The organism is Micromonospora reichwaldensis (genome assembly GCF_031845925.1).
GTDB classification, from domain to species: domain Bacteria; phylum Actinomycetota; class Actinomycetes; order Mycobacteriales; family Micromonosporaceae; genus Micromonospora; species Micromonospora reichwaldensis.
Genome location: NZ_JAVRFL010000020.1, coordinates 19332 through 31717, shown reverse-complemented (window position 1 = coordinate 31717; position 12386 = coordinate 19332). Strand labels below are relative to the sequence as shown.

At 72.8% G+C, this 12386-nt stretch carries 10 protein-coding genes; 3 read left to right on the top strand and 7 right to left on the bottom strand.

Annotation, left to right across the window (positions count from 1 at the left end; all coding sequences use genetic code 11):
* Positions 1-20 precede the first annotated feature (20 nt).
* Positions 21-566, top strand: coding sequence for an acyltransferase (locus RM555_RS17855; protein WP_311412824.1), 546 nt, complete (start codon positions 21-23; stop codon positions 564-566).
* Between the two features lie 35 nt (positions 567-601).
* Here the strand turns inward: RM555_RS17855 and RM555_RS17850 are convergent, their stop codons facing one another.
* Positions 602-2359 carry a CDP-glycerol glycerophosphotransferase family protein gene (locus RM555_RS17850; RefSeq protein WP_311412823.1) on the bottom strand — a complete coding sequence of 586 codons (1758 nt, stop codon included), beginning with the start codon at positions 2357-2359 and terminating at the stop codon, positions 602-604.
* Positions 2360-2856: 497 nt separating this feature from the next.
* On the opposite strand from RM555_RS17850, the gene RM555_RS17845 reads away from it, so the two are divergent.
* Positions 2857-4935, top strand: a complete 2079-nt coding sequence (locus tag RM555_RS17845) for a DUF6541 family protein (protein ID WP_311412822.1) — start codon at positions 2857-2859, stop codon at positions 4933-4935.
* Positions 4936-5010: 75 nt separating this feature from the next.
* Here the strand turns inward: RM555_RS17845 and RM555_RS17840 are convergent, their stop codons facing one another.
* Both RM555_RS17840 and RM555_RS17835 read right to left on the bottom strand, forming a co-directional pair.
* Entirely contained in the window at positions 5011-5976 is a 966-nt protein-coding gene (locus tag RM555_RS17840) for a Gfo/Idh/MocA family protein (RefSeq protein ID WP_311412821.1), read from the bottom strand.
* Entirely contained in the window at positions 5973-7073 is a 1101-nt protein-coding gene (locus RM555_RS17835; protein ID WP_311412820.1) for a DegT/DnrJ/EryC1/StrS family aminotransferase, read from the bottom strand. Before RM555_RS17835 ends, RM555_RS17840 begins: the two co-directional genes overlap by 4 nt.
* Before the next feature lie 205 nt (positions 7074-7278).
* Here RM555_RS17835 and RM555_RS17830 point away from each other — a divergent pair, with 205 nt between their 5' ends.
* On the top strand, positions 7279-8421 hold the full coding sequence (locus tag RM555_RS17830) for a lysylphosphatidylglycerol synthase transmembrane domain-containing protein (protein ID WP_311412819.1): 1143 nt from the start codon (positions 7279-7281) through the stop codon (positions 8419-8421).
* Between the two features lie 89 nt (positions 8422-8510).
* On the opposite strand, the gene RM555_RS17825 is transcribed toward RM555_RS17830, so the two are convergent.
* The 4 genes from RM555_RS17825 to RM555_RS17810 are packed head-to-tail and all read right to left on the bottom strand — an operon-like array spanning position 8511 to position 12274.
* Complete coding sequence (locus RM555_RS17825; protein WP_311412818.1) at positions 8511-9698, bottom strand: glycosyltransferase family 4 protein; 1188 nt, start codon at positions 9696-9698, stop codon at positions 8511-8513.
* A 13-nt stretch (positions 9699-9711) separates the two neighbouring features.
* Positions 9712-10179: an acyltransferase gene (locus RM555_RS17820; protein WP_311412817.1), complete on the bottom strand. Its 468-nt coding sequence runs from the start codon at positions 10177-10179 to the stop codon at positions 9712-9714.
* On the bottom strand, positions 10176-11108 hold the full coding sequence (locus RM555_RS17815) for an NAD-dependent epimerase/dehydratase family protein (RefSeq protein ID WP_132235770.1): 933 nt from the start codon (positions 11106-11108) through the stop codon (positions 10176-10178). The genes RM555_RS17820 and RM555_RS17815 overlap by 4 nt, the downstream gene beginning before the upstream one ends.
* A gap of 26 nt (positions 11109-11134) precedes the next feature.
* Entirely contained in the window at positions 11135-12274 is a 1140-nt protein-coding gene (locus tag RM555_RS17810; RefSeq protein WP_311412816.1) for a DegT/DnrJ/EryC1/StrS family aminotransferase, read from the bottom strand.
* Positions 12275-12386: the final 112 nt, after the last annotated feature.

The window sequence follows — 12386 nt, the reverse complement described above, 5'->3', positions numbered from 1 at the left end:
CGAGCCATGCGAGTTGAAGGATGACTGACAGCAGTTCCCTGCCCCCCTCCGTCTTCGTCCACCCGACGGCCGACGTCGAGGAGGGTGCCCGCGTCGGCGACGGCACGAAGGTCTGGCACCTCGCCCACATCCGGTCCTCGGCGCAGGTCGGCGCCGGCTGTGTCATCGGCCGCAACGTGTACGTCGACGCCGGCGTGACGGTCGGCGACCTGGTCAAGATCCAGAACAACGTCTCGGTGTACCAGGGCGTCACCATCGAGGACGAGGTCTTCGTCGGCCCGTGCGCGGTCTTCACCAATGACTTCCGGCCCCGGGCGCAGAATCCGGACTGGACGATCACGCCGACCCTGGTCCGCCGGGGCGCCTCGATCGGCGCCAACGCCACCCTCGTCTGCGGCATCGAGGTCGGCGAGTACGCGATGATCGCGGCCGGGTCCGTGGTGACCCGGGACGTGGCGCCGTACCAGCTCGTCGCCGGCAACCCGGCGCGGCCGAAGGGCTGGGTCGACGAGCGCGGCGAGGTCGTCTCCCGGGACGTCGACACCCCGCCGCAGCGGCAGGGCTGACCTCTCGGCGACGACGGCGCCCCGCGAGGAGGGCCTCAGCGGCAGAGCCGCCCGATCTCCTCCCGGAACCGCTCCATCGGGTTCTCCTCGGCCGGGCCGAGGAGATAGGTCTTCAGCTCCCGCCGGGCCTCGGTCATCGGGTCGGCCCCGGCCCGGGTCACCGTCACGATCTTCTCCAGCTCCCCGCAGTCCCGGGAGAGCAGGTACGCGCCCCGCGAGGTCGGGTACTCCTGGCGGAAGTCGTCCTCCGGCAGGCCGCTCGGGTTACACACCACGTACGGCCGCTGGCTCTGCACGAAGTCCGAGACCACACTGGACACGTCGCTGATCAGCAGGTCGGTCTGGTTGAAGCAGTCGAACAGGGCCGGCGTCCGGCCGGTGACCACGAGGTGCCGCGTACCGTCCAACGAGGTCGCGTCCGGGTTGCCGCCAGCGGCGCGGATCCGGTCCACGATCCGCTCGTGCGCCGCCTTGGCCTCCTTGGACCGTGATCCGGTCAGGGGGTGCGGCTTGTAGATGAGCCGGACGGCGGGCGCGCCGGCCAGCAGTCCCTTCACGATCCGCTCCCCCATCAGCACCAGCGAGGTGTGGTACGGGTCGTCGTCCAGCCACCCCTCCCAGGTCGGGGCGTACAGCACGGTGAACGGCCGGTCGACCGACTCCGCGCCGAACGTGTGCACCCCGGCGAGCTGCGGGCGTCCGACCTCGACGATGTCGGAGTCGAGTACGCCCACCCCGGCGCGCGCGTACCGCTCGCGGCCGGCGAGACCGGCGACCCACACCTCGTCGTACACCTTGCTGTACGGGTTGACGCTGGCCTGCTTGTCGCTGTCGCCATGCCCGACGAAGACGTGCTTCATGCCCGGCTCGCGGAGCATGTGGATGTTCGCCCCGACGTTCGCCGCGTAGAGCGCCGCGCGCACGCTTCGCAGTTCGAGGTTCATGAAGTCGACCCCGGCCGGCACGCAGATCACCGGCAGCCGGGTGTCGGCGAGTTCGAGGAACGCCTCCTTGCTGCGCAGCAGCACCACCGCGCGCTGGTCGAGCGCCTCCGTCGGGGCGAGCCACATGTTGGCCTGGTAGACGTCCTTGGCCGGGCCGGCGAAGTAGAAGGCCACCTCGGGGCGGTAGCTGTCCAGCCAGCGCTGCACGGCCGGCAGCAGCGGGCCCTGCCCCATCCCCCGCCCACGCAGCCAGGTCAGCGCGACGAGCCCGCCGACCAGCGCGGCGGCGAGCACCGCCACCACCCCTGCCCCGAACACCGGCGCGGGATTGTCGAGCACCGCCGCGAACACCGCGGCCGGCGCCAGCACCACGTTCACCAGGGCCAGCCGGTCGCCGGCGAGCCAGGACGCCCACTCGGGCGGGCGGGGCGCCCCGCGCATGGGGCCGAGTTCGATGTTGCGGACCAGCGCCGACTGGGGGTTGCGCCGGTCGATCATCGTGGCGAAGGCGCCGGCGAAGACCGAGATCAGCCACACGGTGGAGGGCAGCAGCAGGAACAGGCTGAGGTCCGCCGCGTCGGGGCGGACCGTCGCCACCACCAGCAGGACGACCGCGAGGTCGCGGGTGAGCTGGCGGTAGTCGCCGCGCAGCCCGACCTTCTCCAGCAGCACGTGCGTGGCGGGCGACCAGCGGGCGAGCGCGTACTCGCCGGCGAGGGCGGCGAGCCCGGCGACGGAGAAGACGCCGATCCAGCCGAACAGACCGGCGGCGAGCATCACCAGGTAGGCCACCAACAGCAGCGCGCCGCGAGCGGCAACTCCCGCCGGTCCCATCAACTTGCCGAACAAGGACTAGCTCCCTAGAGGTCGACGACTGGCTCACCGGCTGTCGCCGGCGCCGTGACGGCACGAGTTCCCCGCTGCGGCGGCCGTCGGGGCCCGGACACCAGCGGTGCGCCCCGGGTCGCGACGGGGACGGTCTGTGGACGCGCTCGACCGGCCCGTCCCTCGTCGTCACCGACCGGCGGCGGCACCGGCGCCCGCGGCCTGCCCGCCACCACGCCGGTGTGACCTTAACGCGAAGGAACGCACCGGTATCGCTCGGGTACCGGCACACCGGGACGATTCCCTACGACTGGGCGGCAGCCGGGGCCGGGGCGGGACGATCGCGACGAAAGCGACGAGACCGACGGGGCCCGCGATGGCAGGCTCGCCTACGCGGGGCGGGTGGGTCACGTTCCTATACTGGTCCGGCCGCTCGCCACCCGGCCGGCGCAGCCACGCCGGAGGCCTCGCACGCCATTCGTCGCGGGGACCTGCGTGTTCCGCTGGAAAGGATCCACGGTTTGACGACCCTGATCGCGCTCGCCGTCGCCGTCGTGCCCGGCGCGCTGCTCGGATTCGCGCTTCCCCCCGGCCGTTACCGGTGGGCGACCTGGGCCGCCGCCCCGGCCCTGACCCTGGGCCTGGTCACCCTCGCCATGACCTGGCTGCCCCAGCTCGGGCTCCCCGACGATCCGCTGGCGGTGCTGGCCGCCGAGGTCCTGCTCGCCGGCCTCGCGGTGCTCGCCTCCCGCCTGGTGAGCCGCGGCCTGGTCGAGCGGAAGGCGACCGCCGGCGACACCGACCGGCACGCCGACGCCTCCCGCACCGACGCCTCGACCGGGTGGCGGGCCCGGGCGGGCCGGCTGCGGCTGCCCGCGGTTCGACCCGGACGCGCGGACGTGATCGGCATCGCGGTGCCCGCCGCGGTCAGCGTCGCCTTCGGCTGGCTGATGCTGGGCCGCCTCATCGCCCCGCCCGGCTGGGACGCCATGAACCACGGCTTCCTCACCCGGCGGATCATGGACACCGACAGCGTGCTGATCTCCTCGGCCTGCACCACGGGCGCGACCGAGCCGGCGCTGTCCTGCTCCTTCTACCCGCTCGCGGCCAACGTGGCGTGGGCGCAGGCAGCGGAGCTCTCCGGCGGGCGGATCAGCACCGTGATGAGCGCCTGGTCGATCCTCGTCGGGCCGCTCGCGCTGGTCGCCGCCGTCTACGCCTGCGTCCGGGCGCTCGGCGGTCGACCTGTGGTCGCGGCCAGCGCCGCCGCCGCGCCGGCCGTGCTCGGTCCGATGTGGATGTCGGTGATCACGGGCCGGATCACCGAGCAGACCGCCCCCTGCATGGCCGGGGCGATCGCGCTGCTGATCGCGCTCTCCGCGCGCGGCGCCCACCCGGTCCGGTTGGGCCTGCTCGCCGGCCTCTGCGGCGCCGGGATCGTCATGACCCACACCTACGACGTGCTGTTCATCGCGGTCCTCGCCGTCGGCATGCTGCTGGCCCTACGCGGCCGCTGGGTGCTGCGCCGGGTCGCCGCGGCGGCCGGGGCGATGCTGCTGGCCGGCCTGGTGCCGCTGGTCCCGCTGCTCGGCGTGCTGGCCGGCGCCAACGGCGAACGGCTGTCCAACCCGCCCGCCCTGCTCGGCCGGTACGACGAGGCGTTCGAGTACTGGGTGAGCGACCCGCAGCGGTACGTCCTGTTCGCCTACCCGGGGGTCGGCGGCGCCGACTTCCAGCTCGGCGAACCGACCATCCGGATCGCCCTCTGGCTGGTCATCCCCTGCCTGCTGCTCTCGGTGCTCTGCCTCGTGCTGCCCCGGCTGCGCTGGGCGCGACCCTGGTTCGCGGCCGGCGTGATCTGGACCGCGATCGGAGTCTGGACCACCGCCTCCGACTCGACCGCCGCGATGACGCTCTCCAGCCTCTGGTACGGCGTCCGGGAGCGCGTCCGCTCCATGATCTTCCCGGTGTACGGGGTGCTGGCGGTGGCCGGGGCGGTGGTGCTGGGGATCGCGGTGCAGTGGCTGCTGGCCCGCGTCGCCCGGCGTGCCGAGGCGCTGCGCGGCTCCGACGTGCCCACCGCCGTCGCCGCGGCGGCGCTGGTCGTGGTGCTGCTCGGCCTGGCCGCCGTGCCGGCGAGCTGGCAGCCGCTGCGCGGCGCGCTGAAGGGCCGGGCCCCGGTCGGCGAGTCGTACGTGCGCGCGTACGAGTGGCTGGCGGAGAACACGCCGCGGGGCGGCACGGTCGCCTACGACCGGCACCACGAGTTCATCAGCTGGTCGTACGCCGACTACGAGGTGCCGATGCTGTTCGGCATCCCGCCGCTGCCCGGCCTGCCGACGGAGAACTACGACCGGCGCTGGGACGCCTGGAACTGGCTGGTCGACAACGCCGACGCCCGGCCGGCCGGCTGTGAGGTGCGCCGGTTCAACATCTCCTACCTGGTCGTCGGGACGCGGAACATGCCCGGCGCCTGGGACAAGCACTACGAGCGCAAGCGGCTGGAGGCCAGCGACCGCATCGAGCTGGCCCAGAAGTTCGGTCGGATCAGGATCTACCAGGTCACCGACGCCGGGCGGAGCTGCGCCGAAGGCGGCTGAGCCGGCGCGGGACCGGACCGGTCGACGAAAAAGGGCGGGGCGACCGTGGTCGCCCCGCCCTTTCGTCGGTGTGCGTCAGCGCCCGTTGTCGGCGAAGAGCCGGCCGACCACCCGGTGCGCGGGCAGGATCCGCTGCCGCTCCGCGTCCGCGTCGGCGGTGCCGGCGACGATGTCGACGAAGTGGTCGAGCTGGGCGGCGAGCGGCTCCCGGTTGGTGAGCAGCTCGGGCACCTCGATGATGGTCTGCTGCCGGTAGCCGCGCCCGTCCGGGGTGGCCGCGTCCGAGGAGACGTGCCGGTAGATGGTGACGTGCTTACGGATCAGGTCCGCCTCGACCAGCCGGTCGACCTCGCTGATCACCAGCGTGCGGACCTTACGCTGCCCGATCCGGCTGGCCGAGACGTTGGCCAGCCCGCCGCTGCCGAAGCTGAGCACGGTCTCCGCCACGTCCTCGGCCTCGGTGAGCGAGTCCGGGTGGAAGTGCCCGAAGGTCCCCCGTACCGCCGCCGGCTCCTCCCCGCCGAACGCCTGGATGGCCAGGTCGACGTCGTGGATGAGCAGGTCCCAGGCGACCCCGGTGCGGATCCGCGGCGCGTACGGCGAGTGCCGGGTGGCCGTCAGGTGCACGGGGCGGTCGACCAGGGCCAGTGCGGTCAGCACCGCCGGGTTGAAGCGCTCCAGCAGCCCGCACAGCAGCGGCACGCCACGCTTCTCGGAGACCGCGACGATCTCCTCGGTCTCGGCGAGGCTGCCGCAGACCGGCTTCTCGATCAGCAGCGGCTTCTCCGCGGCGAGCACCTGCCCGGCGAGGCCGTGGTGGAACTCGGTCGGCGCGGCGATCACCACGGCGTCGACGTCGGAGAGATCGTCGGCGTCCGGGGCCCAGCCGGCGCCGTACCGCTCGGCGATCTGCTGGCCGACGGAACGCCGGGGCTCGATCACCCGGGCCAACTCGGCCCGGTCGGACTGGGCGATCACGCGGGCGTGCAGGGAGCCCATCACCCCGGTGCCGACCAGGGCGAAACGCAGTTTGGCGGTCACGCGCCCACCGCCGCCCGGACGGCCTCGACCACCTGGTCGAGGTCACTGTCGCTGAGGTGGTGGTGCACCGGCAGCGAGACGCACCGCCGTACGACGTCCTCGGCCACCGGCGCCGGGTCGGCGACGACGCGGGGGTGGTCCCGGTAGCAGTCGTAGTCGTAGACCGTCTTCGGGTAGTAGATGCCGCAGCCCACCCCGCGCTCGGTCAGCCGGGCGATCACCTCGTCCCGGCCCACCGGGGCCTCGTCGGTGACCAGCACGGTGTACTGGTGCCAGACGTGCGAGCGGCCCGGCAGCTCGGCCGGCAGGCGCAGCCCCGGGACGTCGGCCAGGCCGGCGGAGAGCCGGGCGGCGTTGTCCTTGCGGCGCTTGACGTTCTCGCCGTACGCGGCGATCTGCGGGATGCCGAGCGCGGCCTGCAGGTCGGTGAGCCGGTAGTTGTGCCCGGCCACCTCGTACTGGTAGCGCTGCCGCATGCCCTGGTTGCGCAGCACGCGCAGGCGGTCGGCGAGGCCCGCGTCGTTGGTGGTGATCATGCCACCCTCACCGGTGGTGAGGTTCTTCGTGGCGTACAGGGAGAAGGTGCCGAGCCCGAAGCTGCCGGCGCCGCGGCCGGAGATCGTCGCGCCCAGGGACTGCGCGGTGTCCTCGACGAGGCCGAGGCCGTGCCGCTCGGCCAACGGGGCGATGGCGTCCATGTCGGCGGGCTGGCCGTACAGGTGGACCGGCATCAGCACCCGGGTGCGCGGGCCGACGGCGGCGGCGAGCGCCTGCGGGTCGACGCAGAAGTCGTCCTCGCGGATGTCGGCGAACCGGGCCGTCGCGCCGGCCTCCAGGATCGCGTTCAGCGTCGCGACGAAGGTGAAGGGGCTGGTGACGACCTCGTCGCCCGGCTGGAGGTCGAGCACCTGGAGCGCGGCCACGAGAGCCGTCGTGCCGTTGTTGACGGCCACCGCGTGTTCGACGCCGACCAGATCGGCGAACTCGCGCTCCAGACGGGCCACCATCGGTCCCTGCGCGATGACGCCCGAACGGATCACCTCGACCGCCAACCGTTCGGCCGCCTCGTCCAGCTTGACGACGGAAATCGGGATCACAGGAGCTCTCCTTGGGGTTTGGGGCAGCGTTGCAGACCGTAGCAGCGCCGGAGTTGCGAGGCACATCTGGACCGTCGCGGCGAGAGCCGGCGCACGCCGGACTCGCCGCTCGGGCGGGTTCGTGGTAAACGCCCCGCTGCGCTAGTCTCGGCGAATTGTGCAGGCGACCCCGACGGGGTCCGGGCGACGCAAAGGCAGGACGGCCGTGGCAGAGACCGCGACGCAGGTCGAGACGGGGGCCGCACCGGCCGAGAACGCCGATGCGGCGAAGGGACCGTCCCGATGGCTCTCGCTGGGCGTACGCGTCGTGGTGATCGCGGCGATCGCGGCGGGCATGACCTGGAGCGTGGTGAGCCAGTGGCCGGACGTCCGGCAGACCTGGCTCGACCTCGCGTGGCCCTCGGTGGTGCTCGCCGTGCTGGCGGTGCTCGCCGGGATGTTCGCGAACTCGATGGCGTGGCGGGCCGCCGCGGCGGACCTGGAACACCGGGTGTCGGTCCCCGCCGCCCTGCGGATCTGCATGGTCGGGCAGCTCGGTAAGTACATCCCGGGCAGCGTGTGGGCGTACGTCCTGCAGATGGAGCTGGGCCGGCGGGCCGGCCTGCCGCGCGCGCGGGCCTTCCTGGCCACGCTGGTCGCGTTGGGCCTCGGCGTGGTCGCCGCGCTCGGCGTGGGCCTGCTCAGCCTCCCCTCGCTGCTGGACGCGACCGCCGAGACCGGGGCCGAGTACGCCGAGCCGGTGCGGGTCGCGCTCTACATCGTGGCTGTGCTCTTCCCGATCGCCCTGATCTGCGCGATCCCGGCGGTGCTCACCCGGCTGATCCAGCTCGTGCTCAAGGTGCTGCGCCGGCCGCCGCTGCAGCACCGGTTGACGCTGCCCGGCGTGGCGCGCGTGGTCGGCTGGAGCGCCCTCGGCTACACCCTGTTCGGCGTGCACCTGTGGCTGTTGGCCAACGCCCAGGCCGCCCCCGGCCTCGGCGGCCTGCTGCGCAGCATCGGCTCGTTCGCCATCGCGATGACCGTCGGGATGTTCGCGTTCCTCTCCCCCTCCGGCCTCGGCGTGCGGGAGGCCGTGCTGGTGGCCACCATGGCGCCGTTCCTCGCGGACGCCGGCGGCCTCGGTGCGGCGACGGGGATCGCGCTGGCCTCACGGCTGATCTTCACGGTGGCGGACCTGCTCGCCGCCGGCATCGCCGCCCTGTCGGGGGTGCGTCAGCTGCGCCGTCCGGGCGGGGCGCCCGACGTCGAGGCGACGCACGGGGAGCCCGCGGCGCCGGCCACCGCCGAGCAGCTACCCGCGCCGCGCCCGGCCGCCGAGCCCTCCCCCGCGCCGGCGCGCACCCGCTGAGGCCACCGCCCGCCCGGGATCCGCAGCACGTCAGACGCCGGTGCCCCCGACCAGTCCTGGTCGGGGGCACCGGCGTCTTCGGCGTACGGTCAGCGGCGGCGGGCGGCCGCCATCTCGGTGAGCACCTCCAGGTGCCGGTGCAGCACCCGGTCGAGGCTGAACCGCTCCCGGATCAGCGCCTGGCCGTTGACCCCGATCTGCTTGGCCAGGGCCGGGTCGGTCAGCGCGGCGATCAGCCGCTCGGCCAGGCCCCGGACGTCGCCCGGCCGGCAGAGCAGCACGTTCTCGCCGTCGCGCAGCGAGATGCCGGGGAAGTTGTCGGCCCGCGCCGGCGCCACCACGGGCACCCCCGCCGCCATCGCCTCCAGGGTCGCCGTGCCGAGGCCGAGCCCCTGCTCGTGCGACTCCACCGTCGCGGCGGCCAGGTAGTCGGGGATCTCGTTCTTGGGCACCTTGCCCGCCGTGACGACGGCGTGCTCGACGCCGAGCGCGCGGGCCCGCTCGGCGAAGAGCCCGTAGTAGATCTGGCCGCAGACGAGCAGCTTCGCGTCCGGCACCCGGGCCAGCACCTCGGGCAGCGCCTCGACCAGGGCGACGCGGTCGCGCAGCGGGATCACGTGCCCGACGGAGAGGATCACCGGCGAGGTGCCCAGGTCGTGCCGTTCGCGGACCCGCTGGCCGTTGCCGCCGACCACCCAGTCCGGGTCGACCCCGACCGGGATCGGCACCAGGCCGGAGTGCGCGCCCCGGTAGCGGGACTCGATGTACTCCTGCATGAGCACGTCCATCACCACCAGCCGCGGCTTCGACCGCCACATGAACGGCTTGACCATGGTGGCGTCCAGCCCGCGGAACACCTTCGCGTAGCGGGCCTGCGGGTTCTCCAGCCGGGTGTGGATGGAGAGCAGCGCCGGCACTCCGCGCTTGCGCGCGTAGAGCGCGGTCGCCCAGGTCAGGTCGAAGAACTGGCCGTGCTGGTGGATCACGTCCGGCCGGAACTCGTCGAGCAGCTTGCGGACCCGCCGCAGCAGCGTGGGCCGGCTGGTGAACGAGATGTCGAAGCTCACAGCCAGCCGGGTCTGCGGCAGCATCCACGCCGGCAGCCGGACGATCCGGAGGCCGTCGCGCTCCTCGACCTCCGGGGCGTCCTGGTAGGCGGCCGTGAGCACCAGCACGTCGTGCCCCTCGGCGGCGTAGCCCTTGGCGAGCGACTCGGACAGGTGCGAGCTTCCGCCCGCACGCGGCGGGAAGAAGTTGTTGACGACTGCGATACGCACGGGAGGGGTGCTCCTAGCTCTCCGCTACAGGGACGAACCGGACATCGCCGCCGTCCAACTCGACTGTGGAGACCACCTGGGCGGGGACCCCCGTCACGACCGCCCCCGGTGGCACGTCTCTGGTGACCACGGCCCCCGCGCCGACGACCGCGCCGTCGCCGATGGTCACGCCCATCATCACGGTCGCGTTCGCCCCGATGAACACCCGGTCGCCGATCACCACGGGCGCCCGGTCCACCGAAGCATAGGCACGCCCCGACACGCAACGCCGCGCGGTGGAGTGGGTGTAGATCTGCGCGCCGCAGCTGATGTCGCAGCCGGCTCCGATGGTCAGCCCGCCGGAGCCGTCGATGACGGTGAACGCGCCGATCCACGTCCCGGCGCCGATCACGGGCTCGCCGATGACCCAGGCGTGCGGGTTGTACGGGTTCGCCGGGAGCCCGTGCGACGACGGACCCCCGGCGGACGAGGGCTGGGTCACGCGACCTCGGTCTTGATGAGGTCGGTCATCCCGTCCTCGACGGCGATGGTCGACTCCCAGCCGAGCACCTCGCGGGCCCGGGTGACGTCGGCGGCGCGCCGGCTGACCAGCACCTCGCGCGGGTTGAACTGCGGCTGCACGTCCACGCCGACGGCCTTGATCAGGATCTCGGCGAGGGTGGCGATCGAGGTGTCGATGCCGGTGCCGATGTTGACCGGCACGTTGCCCTGCTCGGCCTCCATCGCGGCGACCACGGAGCGGGCGATGTCGTGCACGTGGATGAAGTCCATCGACTGCTCGCCCTTGCCGTCGATGACCGGCGGCTCGCCGTTCTTCAACCGCTTCACGAAGTGGTTGATCACGGAGGTGTAGTAGGCGGTCGGCTTCTGGCCCGGGCCGTAGACGTTGAAGAACCGCAGCGCGATCCAGTTGAGGCCCTTGCTGCGCTGGTAGAAGCCGAGCAGGTCCTCGCCGGCCCGCTTCGAGATGCAGTACGGGGTGAGCGGGTCGAGCCGGTCGTCCTCGTGCATCGGCAGCTTCTGCGGGTCGCCGTAGACCGAGGCCGACGACGCGAAGACCAGCCGCTTGACCCCGTGCTCGGCAGCGGCGGCGAAGACGTTGTGGTTGCCGACCATGTTGATGTCGATCGACTCGTGCGGGTCGGCCTGGCTCTTGTTGATCGAGACGGCGGCGAGGTGGATCACGTAGTCGCAGCCCTTCATGGCCGCGTGCACGGCGCCGCCGTAGCGGACGTCCTGGTCGATCAGCTCGACGTCGCCGGTCGCCACCAGCTCCGCGACGCGGTCCCGGTCACCGCGGAACATGTTGTCGAAGATGCGGACGCGGTAACCCTTCTCCAACAGCATCGGCACCACGTGCAGGCCGATGAAACCCGCGCCTCCGGTGATGAAGACGGTCTGCTTCGACATGGCGGAGCGTGTCCTTCCTGGGGGGATCAGCGGCTGGTGGCCGCGGTGGTGACGACGTCGATCAGCGCGGCCGCGACGGTCTCGACCTGGACGTCGGTGAGGTTGGCGTGCATCGGGATGGCCAGGTGCCGGGCGAACAGGTCCGCCGAGACCGGGCAGGGCGTGGTCTGGCCGTAGAGCGGCTGGACGTGCGAGGCGTACGTGCCGAAGGTGCACTGCACGCCGCGCTGCCGCAGCGCCAGCGCCACCGCGCCCCGGTCGACCGAGGGGGCGAGCGTGACGACGTACGACTGCCAGGGGTGCTCGCGGTCGGGTGCCTCGTACGGGGTGGTGATCAGCTCGTGGTCCTTGAGCAGCTCGCCGTAGCGGGCCGCGGTGCGGCGCTTGGCGGCCAGCAGCTCCGGCAGCCGGTCGAGCTGGGCGATCATGATCGCCGCGGAGATGTCGGAGAGCCGGTAGTTGTAGCCCAGCTCGGTGAAGGTCGGGATCGGCAGGTGCGACAGCTCGGCGCGGGTGAGCGCCCCCTCCACCCCGTACGTGTGCAGCTTGCGGGCGTGCGCGGCGAGGTCCTCGCGGTCGGTGACGTAGGCGCCACCCTCGCCGGCGGTGATGCCCTTGCGGCCGTGGAAGCTGAAGGTGGCGACGTCGGCCAGGCTGCCGGCGGGCCGGCCCTTGTAGGTGGCGCCGGCGGAGCAGGCGGCGTCCTCGATCAGGAACAGCCCGTGCCGGTCGGCGATGGCACGCAGCTCGTCGTAGTCCGCCGGCTGCCCGAAGGCGTCGACGGCGATGATGCCGACGGTGCGCGGGGTGACGGCGGCCTCGACGGCGGCCGGGTCGACCGTCCAGGTGTCCGGCCGCACGTCGGCGAAGACCGGCTTGGCGCCGGTCCACATCACCGAGTGCCCCGTGGCCGGGAAGGTGTAGTCGCCGACGATCACCTCGTCGCCCGGCTTGACACCCAGGGTGAGCAGCGCGAGGTGCAGGGCCGACCCGCAGTTGCTGGTGGCGAGCGCGTGACCGGTGCCGGTGACGGCGGCGAAGCGCTCCTCGAAACGACGACAGGTGGGCCCGGAACCAGCGAGCCAGCCGGAGGCGAAGACCTCGGCGATCGCGGACAGCTCCGCCTCGCCGACCGTGGGCTGACCGAGCGCGATGACCTCAGACATGAGACTCCCAGAGAGATGGACCCGGAGCAGTCTAGGCCAAGCGGGCGGGTCTTCCGCGACTCGGGCGCGCCGGGTGGGCTTGGTTACCATCGGTCGCGGCGTCCGGCAGGGG

What these genes read in the sequence shown, in the direction of transcription:
- RM555_RS17810 (WP_311412816.1), bottom strand. Translation starts at nt 12,274, where the DNA reads ATGTCTGAGGTCATCGCGCTCGGTCAGCCCACGGTCGGCGAGGCGGAG.
- RM555_RS17855 (WP_311412824.1), top strand. Translation starts at nt 21, where the DNA reads ATGACTGACAGCAGTTCCCTGCCCCCCTCCGTCTTCGTCCACCCGACG.
- RM555_RS17815 (WP_132235770.1), bottom strand. Translation starts at nt 11,108, where the DNA reads ATGTCGAAGCAGACCGTCTTCATCACCGGAGGCGCGGGTTTCATCGGC.